Origin of the sequence: Paenibacillus sp. Soil787 (assembly GCF_001429545.1) — a bacterium.
Classification (GTDB): domain Bacteria; phylum Bacillota; class Bacilli; order Paenibacillales; family NBRC-103111; genus Paenibacillus_E.
In genome coordinates, this window is record NZ_LMSP01000003.1 from 100,511 (window position 1) to 117,614 (window position 17,104).

Below are 17,104 nucleotides of genomic sequence, written 5' to 3' on the forward strand. Positions count from 1 at the left end.
AACTTACTTCGTAAGCATCAGCTTAGAATTGCCGGCAGCACACGACCGGTTACCTCCCCGAAGCCGACTCTGAAGCCGTCTCCCTGACACCAGCCGGTGATCGTTAAACAGTCGCCATCCTCCAGCCAAACACGTTCATCGCCATTGTCCAAATGCAGCGGCTCAGTTCCACGCCATGTCAATTCCAACATGCTGCCTCGGGACTCCTTTACAGGGCCGCTAATTGTTCCGGAAGCCAACAAATCCCCGGGGCGCAAATTACAGCCGCTTATCGTATGATGAGCGATCTGTTGTGCCATCGTCCAATACAAATAGCGGTAGTTACTGACCGAAATACGGTTCGGTCGCTTCATGGCTTCACTCTGCAAATAAACCTCTAATTGGATATTAAAAGAACCCGTGCTGTTCTGCCGCAAATAGGGAAGTGGTTCCGGATCCTGCTTCGGAGCAGGAACGCGGAATGGCTCCAATGCTTCAAAAGGCACGACCCATGGCGATATGGAGGTTGCAAAATTTTTAGCCAGGAAGGGGCCAAGCGGCTGATATTCCCATGATTGGATATCCCGCGCGCTCCAATCGTTTACGAGTACAAGCCCAAAGATATAATCTTCCGCTTCTTCAACCGAGACAGGCACACCTTGTTTATTCCCTGTTCCTATCAGACAGCCCATTTCCAGTTCGAAGTCCAGCTGACGGCTTGAGCCGAAGATAGGTGCAGCCGAGTCTGGCGGCTTCATCTGACCTTGCGGGCGGCGAACATCCGATCCGCTGATAACTACAGAGCTGGCTCTCCCGTGATAACCCACAGGCAGATGCAGCCAATTCGGCATAAGCGCATTTTCCTTGCCGCGGAACATAATGCCAACATTAGTTGCATGGTCTTTTGAAGCATAGAAGTCCGTATAATCACCAATCTCTGCAGGCAGCAGCATCTCTACCTCGCATTGAACATAAAAGGCGGCGGCTCGCAGTTCTTCATTATCGCGTAAAGTCGGTTCTTCGGCATCTAACAGTCGCCCAATGGTTGCACGAAGCTCCTTCCAAACTGGACGGCTAAGAGACATTAGGGCATTCAATGACGGTTGATTAAATATGTTTTTACCGGACACTGCCGTCCGGTCAAAACAGCCGGCAGTGTCTAAAACGGCAAGGTCCAGCACATACTTTCCGATCGCAACGCCGATTCGCGGTAATCCGCCTTTCAAGGGGCGAAATACACCATATGGCAGGTTTTGTATAGGAAAATGCGAATCCGGCTCCACCTGAATAAAAGAACGGCCCATGGTTTAACTCCTCTGCTCCAGTAGTTGAAATTCTCGCATCTCGTCACGCGGTTCGTCGAAGCTGCAGCTCCCATAGGAGCATACTCCCTCATTACGATAAGCCTGGATGTCAGAAGAAGTCATAGAGAGATGCCTCCACTGCAAGCCGTCACTTGAAAATTTGAAGCTATCTGGAATTTCGTCTTCGATGATTTCCGCTATCTGTTGAATCTCCAGCTTGTGCGAATTCGCCAGTAATCCCGCAAAAAACACATTTAGAAATCCATGCATCTTCGTCTTAACTTCATTGCGGTACATGCGAAAAGGATGATGCAGCCCTGCTGTAAATTTCAAGGAGAGACCTCTGTCTTTGCACCCTGCCAATACAAGGGAGATCTGATTGGACGTAGGGAATGCTTCGGCTGTCATGCCTCCGGTTCTTAGTTTAATGCCTAAACGCAATCCACTTGTTTCATTATATGCAGCAACTTCATCCAAATTAGCAAGCATTCTTGATTCCCATTCCGCATTTAATGCATAGGTCAATTCGCAAAATGTCCGTAACCCAAGCTTAGATGTCCCTTTCCCGATCGCATCCAGAAGATGAGCCTGTAACCGAATCGGCGGCAGCGGCAAATCTAGCACATCAATCTGGACTTCATCTTGATATTGATCCCTAAACGCTTGAATCCTCTCGAGATTCTCCGCCAAAAGCTGCATACATGCATCAGCCTCGCTGCTTCGATCTCCAATGACTGACAGCATAAGTGGATGATCTCTCGAAAACAATTGCATATAAGGGACTAGTTCTTGCAACCGTGAGACAGGGATAATAAATTTGCCTATCATCCAGCTATCCTGATCGTGACTATAGGCTTGGTAATTCCGGATTGCTGCTTCAATCGGCAGCCCTGCCGGAGGAAAAAGTCCCGCATAATCAATTAGCTTCTCCATGAAAAGCCGAACACTCGGATACATCTCCGCGCCTCCTAGATTAAATAGTTTCGGTGTCCCCGCAAATTAATCGGAATAGACTCCGAAGGCATACGTCACTTTGTGGAGTAAATTAGAGATTCCCGCGGCGGGCCTGTTCTCTTTCAATCGATTCAAACAATGCTTTGAAATTGCCTTCTCCAAAACCTCTCGATCCTTTGCGCTGGATGATCTCAAAGAATAAAGTAGGACGGTCTACGATAGGCTTTGTAAAAATTTGCAATAAATATCCTTCATCATCACGATCAACCAGAATCTTATTTTCGTGAAGCTTTTGAATGTCTTCATCGATCGTACCTACCCGAGCGGAAAGCATTTCATAGTAGGCATCCGGAGTGTCGAGAAATTCTACGCCATTAGCGCGAAGCTGATGAACGGTATGCACGATATCGTTTGTCAAGATCGCTACATGCTGAACGCCCGCGCCATTATAAAATTCAAGAAACTCTTCAATCTGCGATTTGCGCTTTCCGGTTGCCGGTTCGTTCAGAGGGAATTTAATTCGTCCTCCGTTATGCATGACTTTCGACATGAGCGCCGAGTACTCCGTACTGATATCCTTATCATCAAAGTGAATCATTTGTGTAAATCCCATAACGTTCTCGTAATAGGAAACCCACTCTCCCATCTGTTCCACATTTCCAACAACATGATCGACACCAATCAGGCCTGCTTCCTCATAAGGAATCATGTGATCAATCTGATAATAACCAGGCATAAAAATCCCCTTGTAATTCTTTCTATCAACAAGCGTATGCACCGTATCGCCGTAAGTTCCTATAGTTGCTTTTATGACTGTTCCGTTTTCATCCGTAAAAACTTGCGGCTCCTGAATTGGGATAGCCCCCCTGGAGATAGCCTCCATGTAAGCCCTTTCGACGTCTTCTACACGAAGTGCAATGTCTTTTACTCCTTCGCCATGCTTTTTCACAAAATCGCTGATCGGATGATCATCTGAGAGCGAACCGGACACGATAAACCGAGTTTTATTCTGTTCCAACACATAAGAAACTCTATCTCGATGTCCTGTTTCCAACCCGGCATAAGCAACAGTCTTGAATCCGAAAGCTTTGCTCAAAAAGTAGCTTGTTTGCTTGGCATTCCCAACATAATATTCGACATAATCAAAGTCATGAATCGGGAAGAAGTCCTGCTGTTTATCGTTATTGCTCAAAACTTCCTTTTTCATAATTTTTCACAGCCTCCTAGGGAATAATATCCTTTTTCTTCATATTGAGTATAGTGCGCTTCAAGAAATCCTGCAAAAACGTACGATAGAGTATACACGTGTCGACGCACATCCGCTTTAACCTGTTAAAATGCTTGTAGCGTGCATCAAAATTCACACTTTAATTTCTCCATCATTTTTTCGTCCTCCTAAAGCATATGATTGTGCCGTTCAAGATGACAAACTTCTATGTTATTGGATCTTTAACAAAAAAAAGAAAAGCTGCCCCGAAAGTGAGCAATCTCACTTGTGAGTCAGCCTTTTTTATTGAGTCTGCTTATTCCCCAGAACGGATTTTGTATATATGAATGTAGTCCCCATTTTTTTGAAATAGTGTGCTCAAATAATTGGGAGTCACCTGTAACTCGTCCGCCAGTTGCAAAATGCTGATCTCATTCATATAGTTATTTTCGATAAAACTTTAAATTAGTTATTCACAACGAGTTTGAACGCGGCGAAAATGCCCAACAATCAACATGATAATAGGAAGCGCAATTATATTGATTGGAAATACATACTTAATCCACACACGATCTGCATATTCCATGACCGAAACTGCATTTGACGGGATAAGCGATATGATGAAAAGAAAAGCTGCCACAAACAAGACCAAGCTCTTTGAGTTTTTTACGTTTAGGAGCTGTGCCGTTCCATAGCTATTAATAAAGAGATATAAGGATAATTTCACAAACACACTGAAAATCCATATAAAAATAATCCAAACATCCATATTTTGTACAAAATCAAGAAACGAAATAAACCGAACCATCGTAAAATACGGGTAAAAAAGCTGTCCTCCCATCTTTGTACCGAATGTGGTTATAACCATTATTGTCGAAACGGTTACAAGAAGAGACGGAAACAGAATCGCCACCAATGCAGGTTTTAATGAACGTTCCGGCTTCAATAAAAAAGGAGTAATCATCATGATTATGATGGATTCACCGAGAAATGAGGCATTTCTCAAGGAACCCTTTAATATCGGCAGCAAACCGGTATCTGCATAAACAGGCAAAAGCAGCTTAAGCTTTAAATTGGTTATGTTCAATAGGAGGGTAAGTACAATTCCCAAAATGAACAATGGACCTGCAATTTCACTAAATCTGGCTATGCCCTCAATACCACCTTTGTAATTGATGTAGATCATGGCTGTAATCATAATAATGGAAATGACCCAAGACGGCGTATTGTGAAAAAGCATTTGTTGGAGAAATTCTGACATGACGCGCAAAATGACAGCCGCGACTGTATACCAACCGGCAAGGTAAAGGAGACAGACTGTTCTGCCAACCCATTTACCCAAAATACGTTGACTGAACTGTACAATCGTTAGAGATGGGAAAAGTGAGCTTAGTTTTGTAACTGAATAAGTGATCGCCATACCGACGATTCCGGCCATAATAAGAGAAATCCAAGCATCCTGGCTGGCTATATGAATGGTTGAAGAAATGGTCAACCAAATCGTCATACTAATTTCTACGGTTGCCATCAGCCAAAACAATTGCCAGTTGGATATCTTCATTTCGGTTCTCCTTTTATTCAATCAATTGTTTCCCTAGATTTCCGACCCGCATAATTCGAATATCTAAATGAACGGTTACTGGCATATTAGGAAAAATCTGATCCCAGTTGTCCTTTAATGATTTCCACTGATACGGGTGCTGTCTATGCAGCGCTTCCCCAAAACCGAAGATGTCTTGTCCGTACTTTTCCTGCACAATTTTTATCGTTTTCTCGATTTTTACTTTCTCTTTTTTATTCAACTTCCGGTTGATATCCATTAAAATTTCGGGTTTGGAAAGATCCGCATTCGATTGGCTCTCCAATATCCTCCCCTTGCCGGATAATTGGACTTCAGCAGTAATTTTATCTTGGTTAATGTGAGTGATGATTGTACTTTTCAAGTTAGATACATAGAGTGAATACCTTCCATTGTCTATCGAATGCGTTAAATACTCATCTTTCAATATCCCTTTAACCCATAACGATTGCATTGTTTCTTCGCGCTCCAAAAATCCAGCCATTTTTAAGTCTTTGTTGAATATGGCCAAGGAAGCGATAAGAAATATTTTTCCCATGTCTTGCTTTTGCGGTGATAGCTTAATGACCGGCATAATCGGTCTTATCCCTTGACTGGTAGCATCTAAGAAAAAGTCCCGAAGAGCAACATCCCCAATACGGCAAAACCTATCCTGGTCAACTGCCGCAATAGCTGAAAAATGGCTAAAAGGGCTGTTGATTTCCAACGCGTCTTTACCCTCAGCGTCCTGTACGACAAAAATATCAGTCCTTAACCGCGTATCAGAATTTCTTGAGAATTGATCTACAATATTCTTAATTCCTCGACGTGCAAGCTTCTCCCCGAAGAAAATGGCTCTGCGGTGTCCTATAAAAATCCTGCGCGGCAATTTCTCTTGTAAATTATTGATAAGGTCAACTAAACTTTTTCCAGTTGCCGATACGACAATATTGCTTCTGCCACTAGCACCACCTCCCCCTTTTTGTTTAATAAATTGGGATGGAATTGCAATTTGAGCGCTGGTTTGAATTTCTCCGTCTTTAGTCAGATCAAGTGCGCTTCCTATCCAGAATGCATAATCGTTAATCTCATTCCGATCCCAGCAGCCCGATAAAATGACGATTAAGAGGAATGCCGGAACGATCCGTTTGGTTGTTCGCATAAATATGATTCTCCGTGTTCTTAATAGATGGCATAGCTAACCTGGATTCTTCTTTACAAGCCGTTCATGCATCCGGACAAGTGTATCCTTGAATATATTTCCTGTAGCTGGTGCTACAGGCTTTAAATAAGGGACCCCGAACGATTTTAAGGTAACCAGGTGTATCAAAATCATGACAACCCCCATCGCAACGCCATAAAATCCAAACACTCCTCCCGCTACTAAAAGTGGAAAGCGTATAAGCCTGAACGGGAGCGCCAGGCTGTATCTTGGGAAAGAGAACGAAGCGATGCCTGTACCTGCCACAATCATTACAATCGGGGCGGATATAAATCCGGCTTGAACGGCAGCCTCACCGATGACCAGGGCGCCGACGATGCTAACTGCCGACCCGACGGCCTTGGGCATGCGGAGTCCTGCTTCGCGTAATCCCTCAAACATCAGCTCCATAAGAAACGTTTCCACTACTGTAGGGAAAGGAATCCCTTCTCTGGAAGCTGCAATACTCATCATCAGATTAAGAGGAATCATCTGCGGATGAAACGTTGTGAGCGCTACATATAAGGAAGGCAGCAACATGGCTATAATGACTAGCATCATGCGGACAATTCGGACAGCCATTACGTACAGGAAGCGTTCATAATGATCTTCCGCCGATTGAAAACCTGACCAGAAGGTCATAGGAACAACAAGCGCATTTGGAGAACCGTCCACGAGAATGGCCACTTTCCCTTCCATCAAGCTTGCAGCAACGGCATCAGGCCGCTCTGTATTTAGAACTTGCGGAAATATGGACAGGGGATAATCTTCGATATACTCTTCGATATAACTGGCATCAAATATGCGGTCTGTCTTGATGCGGCCGATCCGATTTTTAACCTCTTCAAGCACTTCGGTTCTTACGTTACCTTCAACATAAGCTAAGACGAGCTGTGTATTTGTCGTAGTACCTACCCGATACGGTTCAAACTTTAGACGTGGGCTTTTAATTTTCCTGCGAATCATACTGGTATTCGTTCGCAATACTTCCGTGAAGCCTTCCCGGGGCCCGCGGATCGAAGCCTCATTAGAAGGCTCGTCTATAGACCGCTGCTTATATTCATTTATATCTGCCAGCAGCGCATGTTCCCAGCCATTAACAAGAATGACCGTCTTCCCCTCCAGGATCGCTTCCGAAGCCTCGTTCAAACAGAATATTTGTTTAAAGCTCGATAACTCAGCCTGATTCGGAGAAATATATACAGATTCTTCCATATTTCCATACAAGCCAGCGGTTAGAGCAGCTAATGAGGGAACAATAGCTTGTTCCATAATGCTAGCATTGGTAAATCCATCCAAATATATGAGGAGATATTGAACACTTCCATTCACATGAAAAGGGCGGAATAAGATGTCGGAGCAATTATGGAACACAGCTTTGAGCGCTGTTTCGTTATCAGCAAGGCTTTTATGAACAGGAATGATTGGAGCTTCTGGTTTTATCATCGAATTATCACTCCATTTGTAATAATTCGCTTAGTATGAACCAGTTAGTAGAAAAGAATACCAATCATATGCATTTTCCTGTCTGAAACCCGACACGAAGCTAGTATAAGCCATATCTATACTACATATAGATAGATTCATATTGATAGATACTTATCATAGCTTATAAAATAAAGTTGGATAAACTTCCATTTGAAAGAAGTTTAAGTAATTAGAATAATTCCGGCCGGATGAATTGTTCTTTCTAACATTAACAACTGGGAAATTCTATGGGAGTTAAAGCAATGAAGGTAAAATATCTAGCTGTTATGATTTTCACCATATCTATGTTTATAGTATCTGCTTGCTCAAAACAAGAAACCCCTACTTCAAAAACCAAATTATTAATGGTCGCGGTGGTATGCCAGCCGGAATCCTTAAAGACGATGATGCTCAAAAAGTAGCGGTTTGGTTAGCAGAACATAAATAATCCAATGAGAAAATCTGAAAAAAAGGGGGAAGTATTTGGGTTAACGAACCGTTGTCCAAATCGTCAAAGTAGCACCGTTTGATGGAAGATTGGTTGCGAAATTTGGAGTCAAAAACGTTTTATGGTGTGGATTGATCTTTGCTGGAATCGGCTTGGGCTTGTTAGTTATTACGGGAACTTGGGCCGATCCTCTCAATTTATCTTATCAATCACGGAGGCCATTTACTCTCTAATATTGTTCAATAAACTCGCAGCAAAATCAGCAGGTTACGCTAATTATAAATCTTTGGTGAATTCTGGGAAATGATTAGTAAAGGTTCGGACTCTATGAGACATCAATTTATCTTTATGCATGTAAAGCTTAACCTCACGAATAGGTTTAGGATCAATTAATCGGATAATTTTTATATTTGGACAATTGTAGCTTTCAACAAGACGGAGGGACATAATTGTTACCCCGACTCCAAGATGTACCATATTAAGCAAGGTTGATGTTGACGTTGTTTCTACATTTAAGAAAAGAGAAATACCTGTTTTATTTATATAATCATCAAGTTTTTTCCGGAGTTTGGTATCTTTAACAAACATTACATTTGGTAACTTTTCGAGCTCTCGAAATGGAATCTCTACTTTTTCTGCCCAAGGATGGTCTTTAGAAACGACTAACGCTAGCTCCTCGTTGAATAAGTGGATGCAATCGATTTGTTTGTTCGGTTCCAAATCGGCAGATATTCCGATATTAATTTTATTTTGCTGTATCTGTCCCGATGTATCTTCCATATCTACAAATTTTATTGAAATATCTGGGTACTGTTCATTGAATTGAACAAATCTTGGCATTAAATAGGTCAAATCACTAGGAAAGATACCAATGATCATCTCGTTTTTCTGAGTATTTATTAATTCCGATGTTTCTTCTCGGGAATCTTCAATAAGCCTCATGACTGCAATCCCCTTCTCAAAAAGGATTTTTCCAGCATCATTAATCTCTATTCCTCTTCCAACTCGGTCAAATAAAGGAGTGCCAAAATCTTGCTCCAACAATCGAATTTGTTGACTTAATGTAGGTTGAGAAACCATCAACACTTCCGCAGCTTTAGTGAAGCTTCCTTCTTTGCAGATCTGAATAAAATATTCTAGTTGTCGAAATTCCATTTACTCACCCTATTCCATGAATATTTGATATATACAAACTACGAATGACCAATTAACTAACAAGTGTTTCCAGAGTCTCTGTCGAAGTATTCGATAGAACGTTGACGGAGGTTTTTTATGCCCTTACCTAAAAATCGAATCGTGCCTGATAAGAAAATATACTTCCGTACGGAACTGCAAAATTGTCCTCATTGCGGAGCAACCTTAAAGCGAAGTCATACCGCTTGGAAGAAAAATATCTCAACCTTAACCGGGGTTATTCAAGCCTGGAATATGGCCTATAAATGTACAAATCCACAATGTAATTATCCTAAAACGTACTACAAATCCGCCGAAGCAGACCTGCTCTGCATGAAGCATACCTCTTATGGATTTGACGTTCTTGCTTTGGTTGGACAATTACGATTTAAGCATCATATGACGATTGCTGAGATTACAGAGGAGCTAAATAGCCGCGGAATCACAACCTCGGAGCGAAATTCACAAAGGCTTTATGAACGTTATCTAATGTTACTCAAGTCTAGTGTTACGGAACATGTGAAAAACGTCCTTAATCAAACCTTTAATGATCACGGCGGAATCATAATCTCCATGGATGGTGTCCAACCGGAGAAGGGAAATGAAACCCTCTATGTCATCCGGGAGATTTTTAGTGGCACCATTCTTGTCGCGGAAAATTTGAAAAGCAGCTCCGCGGAAGAATTAAAGAAGCTGATTCAACCTGTCATTGATCTCGGTTTTCCGATCATCGGAATCGTAAGCGATGGCCAACAATCGATCCGAAATGCAATGCGATCCCTTTTACCCGAGATTCCCTACCAGTACTGCCAATACCACTATCTGAAGGACATCGCCAAGCCGGAAGCCGAAGTGGCCAAGGATTATATTGCGGAAGTCCGATCTTTATAGTTGAAAAACGTATTGTGAGTTAATTGGTCAGTCGTAGTATATAAATGATATAATATGACTTAAAGTTAATAAAATGAAAGTTAATCATAAGGGGCATACCAATTTAGGTATGTCAATGGACCATAAAAAAGATGACTCCCGACGAATTTAGGAGCCACCTTCTTGCAGTATAGCACTCGGTGTTAGTTGTTGAAATCCCACTTACTCACCCAGTTCCATGAATATTTGAGTATATAAATGATATAATATGACCTAATGTTTATAAAATGAAAGTTAATCATAAGGGGCGTACCCATTTAGTCATGACTAATTGCCAAATACAATTATTTGTAAGAATTGCTGAAACTGGCAGTTTCACAAAAGCCGGACAGGAGCTTAATATGACCCAACCTGCTGTTAGCCGCGCAGTATCTGCTCTTGAAGCAGAGTTGGATGTAACGCTTTTTATCCGTGATCGAAAAAAAGGGCTGGTGCTCACCGATATAGGAAAGCGAATCCTTATTTTGTTTCGGAACATATTGAAAGAATTCGAGAATGTTCAACAAGAGGTGGCCGCCGAGAAAGGGCTCGAAGTCGGAATTATCCGAATCGGAATATTTCCTACTGCTTCAGCCGTCATTTTGCCAAAAATTATTCGTGTAATTCAGGAAAGATATCCTAATTTGAAATTTATCCTTCATGAAGGAACAATCATCCAAATTAAAGAATGGTTGGTATCACGTATTATTGATCTCGGACTGATTATACCTCCGAACGATGGGCTGGATATAATCCCCTTATACAAAGAAGAAATGTTTGTAGTCTTTCGAGATGACCACCCTTTACATAGCCGTTCTACAATTCAGCTTCAAGACCTGGATAATGAACCGATGATTTTTTGCAAAGGAGGTTATGACACATTTATTTTTGAACTTTTTGAGAAAGCCAATATCACTCTTAATGTAAAATATGCGTTCCAAAACGTTGACATCGTACTTTACATGATACATGAAGGACTGGGTTTGGCTATCTTACCAAAGCTTTCATTATCAACGTTGCCGCCTAATGTTATAACTCGCAGCCTAGACCCTCTACTGTTTAGAGAAATTAACCTAGCAGCTTCTTCATTAAATGAATCTTCGATTGCGGTAAATTTGTTTATCAAAACCATAACAGATCTTTTTCCGCATACTAGAGAAATTCAGTAACATGCAGAAGGCGAGAAAGAATCAAGGATAAACGACTCCGTCGTCCTTCAGGGACGAGCGCGTTTGTCAAGGTAGATGCGAAGCAAAAGTATAAAATTTATACTTTCTTATCTACAAATAAAGCTTAGTCCGGTTAGAGTCAACCGGACTAAGCTTATTCTTTATTGAACATGATTAGCGGCTATCGGTTGACATTTCATTACGATTCCTTAGCACGAGGTGCACTTTCAAACTTGCCTTTATGCGTCAAATCGCAGAAAGGCTTTTGGCCTGATAATCCACAACGACAAAGAATGAAAGATTCTGTTGTCTCAAAGCGATTCCCTTCTGTATCAACCATTTCTACCTTACCCATTATTCGTAACGGACCGTTATCAATTACTTTAATCGTTACATCGGACATATATCCCAAACCCTTTCTATTTCGAATCTTTTTTTCTCTCCTACAGTTCCATCAAAAGACGAAGCAATCCAAGTCGCAGAAACCGGCTCCATGATGATGGTGATTGCAGCTATGATTATGATGTCCTTGTTGTGGCACATGTAGTCCAGTACCACCGCCTCCATGATTGTAGGCATTATAGTAACCGCCATAGTAATTGTGCGGCGCCCAGTCCGGACTGGCTTTAGGAGCTGGGGGCGATAGTTTTTGGAATTCAAGAGATCCATAGACAATCTTTCCGCCCACGACCGTAAGCACCGATTCGATGCGTTTGATTTCTTCATCCGAGACACGGAAGAAATCATCAGACAGGATCGATAAGTCCGCATATTGCCCTTCCTTAATCTGGCCCTTTACATCCTCTTCCTTTGAAAACCAAGCATTTCCAGTCGTATACATACGAAGCGCTTGGTGGCGATCAATCCGATTAGAAGCAGGGTACAAGCTTAGCCCGCCAAGCGTTTTTCCAGTCACTAGCCAATATAGAGCAACCCATGGGTTATAGCTGGCTACCCTTGTAGCGTCTGTACCCACGCCTACACGCAATCCGGCCGTAAGCATCTTTGTGATAGGTGGTGTGTTTTCGGCTGCTTCGGCTCCGTACCTGTCGACGAAATATTCCCCTTGAAAAGCCATACGGCTTTGGACTGCAATGGCACCGCCTAATGCGACAACACGTTCCAGATCCTTCTCTCGGATCGTTTCAGCATGGTCTAAAATCCAGCGCAAATCTTTGAATGGAACTTCCTTATTTACACGTTCAAATACATCGAGGAAGCGCGAGATGGACTCACCATACGTTGCGTGGAGCCGGAATGGCCAACGACTTTGTACCAAATGCCGGGTAACCCCAAATAAATCATTTTCCAATACAGCAGGTAATTCCGGACGGGGTTCGACAAAGTCTTCAAAATCAGCCGCGCTGTACACAAGCATTTCACCGGCGCCGTTGTGGCGATAGTAAGGGCTTCCTGTATATGGCTGCGACGTGGACGTCCATGATTTAAAATCGTCCAGTTCGTGATTGGGATGTTGGGTAAACAGATTGTACGCCGTGCGGACGGTAATCTCCCCACGTTTATCCAGTTCCTCATAAACTTGATAATCATCGGGGTAATTCTGGAAACCACCACCTGCATCAATTGCGCTCGTGAGTCCAAATCGATTCAATTCCCGCATGAATAGCCGCGTGGAGTTCAGCTGATCTTCATATGAAAGCTTTGGGCCTTTTGCTAAAGTAGCATACAATATCGTTGCATTTGGCCGCGCTATAAGCATCCCTGTTGGATTGCCATTGCTATCCCGCTGAATTTCTCCACCTGGCGGATTCGGAGTATCCTTCGTATACCCCACCACACGCAAAGCTGCTTTATTTAAAAAAGCTTGGCGGTATAAATTAAGTATGAATACAGGAGTATCTGGAGCTATTCGATTAATTTCATCCAATGTTGGCATCCGGCGTTCCTTAAATTGAAACTCTGTCCATCCGCCTACAACCCGAATCCAATGTGGTGCAGGCGTACGGTCCACTTGTTGTTTTAACATACGCAAGGCGTCAACCACCGATGGCACTCCATCCCAACGAAGCTCCAAGTTATAGTTCAATCCGCCACGTATAAGATGAATATGGGAATCATTCAATCCTGGAATCAACAGGCGCTTGTTCCCATCCACAACTCGAGTAGTTGGTCCTTTATAACGCATAACGTCTGAATCGTTACCTACGGCTACGAAACGGCCTCCTCTAATGGCAACTGCTGTTGCAACGGGATTCGATTCGTCCATCGTCACAATGTTTGCATTGCGAATCAATAAATCAGCCTCTACAATAGTCTCTTCCTGCATATTTTATCCTCCTTTAATGGTGATGGTATTAAGATTAATGATGATTAAACTATGATTTAACTATGATTTAACAGTAATTTAACCCACGGGATCAGCCGTTGTCCTAAAAACATACCGAATAGACCTATCAACCCCAGCATTGGTGGTGCGGGAGACGGTATGCGGAGGGTCTGAAAAACAATCCCGATAACGAGTCCAGCACCTAAAGCCAATAATACAGGCCACATAAATATGCCTCCTTTCTTGTAAGACCTTGGATTAATTCTATTAGCAAAACAAAGTATCTATCAATATGGTTTTCTCTATGTAACATATAGGGAGTACTTATGTTATGTAGACGAACGATACTATAACTTCAAGCTATAGAACGTATAGAAAAAATAGAATTGATTGATTTATCTCATTTCAATACTATAAATGCATGCAACGGACTTCATAACTAGTTATTTCGATACCGTCGTAAAAATAATAAAAGAAAGTTGGGATTCTATTTGTTTAATGACAAAACCGATTTACTGACTGCAGATAACTCTGCCATCATCCTTATCGACCATCAACCACAAATGCTATTCGGCGTGCAAAGTGCCGATAGACAGACCGTCATCAATAATACGGTGGGACTTGCTAAAACGGCAAAAGCGTTCAATGCACCCATCATATTAACTACCGTTGCGGCTAATTCATTCTCGGGTCCACTCCATCCGCAGATTCAAGAAGTATTTCCCGATCAAAAACCGATCGACCGGACAAATATGAATTCATGGGAAGACGAAAACTTTTTAGCTGCAGTCAAAAAGACTGGCCGCAAGAAGCTTGTCATTGCTGCATTGTGGACAGAAGTATGCCTTGCTTTCCCCACATTGTCGGCAATTAAAGACGGCTATGAAGTTTACATTGTAACAGACGCTTCAGCCGGAACCACTGTAGAGGCGCATAATATGTCCGTTCAACGTATGATTCAAGCTGGTGCGATTCCGGTTACTTGGGAATCTGTTCTTCTCGAATATCAACGCGACTGGGCCCGTTCAGAGACTTACAATGCCGTTATGGAAATTGCTATTCAACATGGCGGCGCTTACGGCGCGGGCGTAATTTATGCCCATACGATGTTTGGCGGGCACGAAGGGGCATAATGTTTGCCAAAATATAGACAAATTGATAAAGTATCTGCTATTTCCATATAAAAGGAGCTAAAAACAACCATGAAAAAATTACTTACAAGCCGCACAGTAACAACACTTGCACTTTTAACTGCTGTCGTATCGACAAGCGCATTCGGATCTATGCTCGTTGCTAAGGCGGAAACAGCCGATGCTGCTGCCGCTAGCAAAGACAAAGCCCTTCATGCAAAGGCGGTTCCGTCTCCAAGATTGCTGACGCCAACGAACCATACTTTGCTTATGATCGACCACCAGCCGCAAATGGCATTTGGCACATCGTCGATTAACATCCAGGAATTGCGTAATAACGTAACTGGTCTTGCCAAAGCAGCTAAAGCTTTCAACGTGCCAACCGTTCTAACTACTGTTGCTGCAAAGTCATTCAGCGGACCGATTTTCCCGGAAATCCAAGCGGTTTTCCCTGATCAGCAGCCAATCGACCGTACAACGATGGATGCTTGGGAAGATCAACGAGTTGTTGATAAAGTGAACAGCTATGGTAATAAAAAGCTCGTCGTTTCTGGTCTATGGACAGAGGTTTGCGACTTATCAGCTGTGCTGTCCGCGATCGATCAAGGATATGAAGTATACATCGTTACCGATACTTCAGGCGGTGTATCAAAAGAAGCGCACGACATGGCCATTCAGCGCATGATTCAAGCCGGTGCGACACCAATTACTTGGGAACAGTACCTGCTAGAATTACAACGTGATTGGGCACGTTCCGAAACTTACAAAGCGACAACAGATATTGCTAAAGAACACGGCGGCGCATATGGATTAGGTATTTTTTACTCACAAGAAATGTTCGGCGGTAAAGAGGGACATTAATCGATTAGCAAGCGAAAATTCACGAAGCAAGATGTTGCTTCGTGAATTTTTTCATCAATAAAATTGATAAGTTCAAAGGAGAGTTAAATTCAAGATACTAGGAGATTACTAACAATATGAAAAAGAGCCTATCACTGCTACTTTCTTCAATAGTGGCACTTTCGATGGCGAGTATGCGCGTTTTCAGGCAACCGGAGAGATCGGCAACATCATTGACGTTCCTCTAGCCAGCATGGATTGGGGAGTAGGCGGAGTTGGGACGGTTCAACGTCACTCTATTTTGGGGCTAGTATCGCCTCGGAAAAATTGAATTATCAAATTGAGTCTTGCTTGCATTAGCATTATTTCAATAAAAGTTCGAACCGTAAGTTTTTGAAATGTATTTTTACGATAGCTAAGCTTTATTTCTCTTGTAGGTGTAGGATCAGTTAATCGAATAATTTTTACTTTGGAATGGTCATAGCTTTCAACGAGGGGTAAGGATAATAATGCTGCTCCATACCCATGATGCACCATAGAAAGAAGGGATGACGATGAAACTGTTACAATCGTTGAGTTTAAGGTCATACCTAATTTCATAGCATAAGAATCAATAATTTCCCGGCACATGGTAGATTGAAAAAACAATACGGTATCTAAATTTTGCAGCTCTCGAAATGGAATTATCGCTCTTTCTGCCCAAGGATGGTTTTCTGAAACAATAAGTACCTGCTCTTCTTTGGTTAAGTGAATACTATCTATATGCTTGTTTTGTTCCGAACCCGTAGTTAATCCGATATCGATTTTATTTTGCAATAACTGTTCCGAAAAGTCTTCAGTTTCTACAAATTTCAGAGAAATATCTGGATACTGTTCACGAAATTGAGCAAAGTGTGGCATAAGATAGAAAAGATCACCTGGTAATACGCCGATTGTAATCTCGCCTCGCTGAATATTTTTTAACTCATAGATTTCTATTCGAGATTCTTCAATAAGTTGCTTCACTGAAAGTCCCTTATCAAGCAGAATTTGCCCTGCCTTTGTAATCTGAATCCCTCTTCCGACTCTATCAAATAAAGGAGTGCAATATTCATCCTCTAACACACGAATTTGTTGACTTAAAGTAGGTTGAGAAACCAACAATACTTCAGCAGCTTTAGTGAAGCTTCCTTCTTTACATATTTGTATAAAATAATCTAGTTGTCTTAATTCCATGTGATACCCCATTTATATGATTATGAAATTACCTGTTAATTGAAATGAAAGCATGCAAAAAGAACTTAACATTGGAATGCGTGAACCATTCCCTTAAACTTCAGTCCACATCATTCTATAAGTTAGCCTACTATCAATCAATATCAGTTTACCTATGTGACGTATAGGCATTGCTTATGTTTTCTATCTGTCTTTACACGGCTTGCCTTCGTCATGATCAGGAACTCCCCTTCCCTTAGGGAGAAGCAATCCGTGCCGCATGC

The 17,104-nt window shown here is 42.1% G+C and carries 15 protein-coding genes and 1 pseudogene; 5 read left to right on the top strand and 11 right to left on the bottom strand.

Annotated elements, in window-relative coordinates:
- Positions 1-17: 17 nt before the first annotated feature.
- From fahA to ASG93_RS06630, 7 genes are all read right to left on the bottom strand, one after another.
- Positions 18-1,283, bottom strand: coding sequence for a fumarylacetoacetase (gene fahA, locus ASG93_RS06600; protein ID WP_056830093.1), 1,266 nt, complete (start codon positions 1,281-1,283; stop codon positions 18-20).
- 3 nt (positions 1,284-1,286) lie between these two features.
- A complete protein-coding gene (locus tag ASG93_RS06605; RefSeq protein ID WP_056830095.1) occupies positions 1,287-2,240 on the bottom strand; it encodes a hypothetical protein in 954 nt (317 codons plus the stop codon).
- Between the two features lie 88 nt (positions 2,241-2,328).
- On the bottom strand, positions 2,329-3,444 hold the full coding sequence (hppD, locus tag ASG93_RS06610; protein ID WP_056830097.1) for a 4-hydroxyphenylpyruvate dioxygenase: 1,116 nt from the start codon (positions 3,442-3,444) through the stop codon (positions 2,329-2,331).
- Positions 3,445-3,913: 469 nt separating this feature from the next.
- Positions 3,914-5,005 carry a GerAB/ArcD/ProY family transporter gene (locus tag ASG93_RS06615; protein ID WP_056830098.1) on the bottom strand — a complete coding sequence of 364 codons (1,092 nt, stop codon included), beginning with the start codon at positions 5,003-5,005 and terminating at the stop codon, positions 3,914-3,916.
- A 13-nt stretch (positions 5,006-5,018) separates the two neighbouring features.
- The gene (locus ASG93_RS06620; protein WP_056830100.1) at positions 5,019-6,164 is read right to left on the bottom strand and encodes a Ger(x)C family spore germination protein; all 1,146 of its coding nucleotides are present in this window, start codon (positions 6,162-6,164) and stop codon (positions 5,019-5,021) included.
- 36 nt (positions 6,165-6,200) lie between these two features.
- Positions 6,201-7,649 carry a spore germination protein gene (locus ASG93_RS06625; protein WP_056830102.1) on the bottom strand — a complete coding sequence of 483 codons (1,449 nt, stop codon included), beginning with the start codon at positions 7,647-7,649 and terminating at the stop codon, positions 6,201-6,203.
- Between the two features lie 745 nt (positions 7,650-8,394).
- Positions 8,395-9,273 carry a LysR family transcriptional regulator gene (locus tag ASG93_RS06630; protein ID WP_056830104.1) on the bottom strand — a complete coding sequence of 293 codons (879 nt, stop codon included), beginning with the start codon at positions 9,271-9,273 and terminating at the stop codon, positions 8,395-8,397.
- Positions 9,274-9,390: 117 nt separating this feature from the next.
- On the opposite strand from ASG93_RS06630, the gene ASG93_RS06635 reads away from it, so the two are divergent.
- Together ASG93_RS06635 and ASG93_RS06640 are read left to right on the top strand one after the other, a co-directional pair.
- Positions 9,391-10,182, top strand: coding sequence for a transposase (locus ASG93_RS06635; RefSeq protein WP_082614746.1), 792 nt, complete (start codon positions 9,391-9,393; stop codon positions 10,180-10,182).
- A gap of 302 nt (positions 10,183-10,484) precedes the next feature.
- Positions 10,485-11,369: a LysR family transcriptional regulator gene (locus ASG93_RS06640; RefSeq protein ID WP_056830106.1), complete on the top strand. Its 885-nt coding sequence runs from the start codon at positions 10,485-10,487 to the stop codon at positions 11,367-11,369.
- 199 nt (positions 11,370-11,568) lie between these two features.
- On the opposite strand, the gene ASG93_RS06645 is transcribed toward ASG93_RS06640, so the two are convergent.
- The 3 genes from ASG93_RS06645 to ASG93_RS33895 are packed head-to-tail and all read right to left on the bottom strand — an operon-like array spanning position 11,569 to position 13,883.
- Positions 11,569-11,772 (bottom strand): CDGSH iron-sulfur domain-containing protein, encoded by a 204-nt coding sequence (locus tag ASG93_RS06645; protein ID WP_056830108.1) that lies wholly within the window; start codon positions 11,770-11,772, stop codon positions 11,569-11,571.
- A 51-nt stretch (positions 11,773-11,823) separates the two neighbouring features.
- Positions 11,824-13,656 (bottom strand): amidohydrolase, encoded by a 1,833-nt coding sequence (locus tag ASG93_RS06650; protein ID WP_056830110.1) that lies wholly within the window; start codon positions 13,654-13,656, stop codon positions 11,824-11,826.
- Between the two features lie 56 nt (positions 13,657-13,712).
- Positions 13,713-13,883 carry a DUF1427 family protein gene (locus ASG93_RS33895; RefSeq protein WP_082614747.1) on the bottom strand — a complete coding sequence of 57 codons (171 nt, stop codon included), beginning with the start codon at positions 13,881-13,883 and terminating at the stop codon, positions 13,713-13,715.
- Between the two features lie 264 nt (positions 13,884-14,147).
- On the opposite strand from ASG93_RS33895, the gene ASG93_RS06655 reads away from it, so the two are divergent.
- The 3 genes and pseudogenes from ASG93_RS06655 to ASG93_RS36190 all read left to right on the top strand — a co-directional run.
- The gene (locus tag ASG93_RS06655) at positions 14,148-14,789 is read left to right on the top strand and encodes a hydrolase (RefSeq protein ID WP_056830112.1); all 642 of its coding nucleotides are present in this window, start codon (positions 14,148-14,150) and stop codon (positions 14,787-14,789) included.
- A gap of 267 nt (positions 14,790-15,056) precedes the next feature.
- Positions 15,057-15,647: a hydrolase gene (locus ASG93_RS06660; RefSeq protein WP_235550771.1), complete on the top strand. Its 591-nt coding sequence runs from the start codon at positions 15,057-15,059 to the stop codon at positions 15,645-15,647.
- A 163-nt stretch (positions 15,648-15,810) separates the two neighbouring features.
- A pseudogene (locus tag ASG93_RS36190) lies at positions 15,811-15,912 on the top strand (ring-cleaving dioxygenase); the annotation flags it as partial.
- A gap of 5 nt (positions 15,913-15,917) precedes the next feature.
- Here ASG93_RS36190 and ASG93_RS06665 read toward each other — a convergent pair.
- Positions 15,918-16,841 carry a LysR family transcriptional regulator gene (locus tag ASG93_RS06665; RefSeq protein WP_063891788.1) on the bottom strand — a complete coding sequence of 308 codons (924 nt, stop codon included), beginning with the start codon at positions 16,839-16,841 and terminating at the stop codon, positions 15,918-15,920.
- Positions 16,842-17,104: the final 263 nt, after the last annotated feature.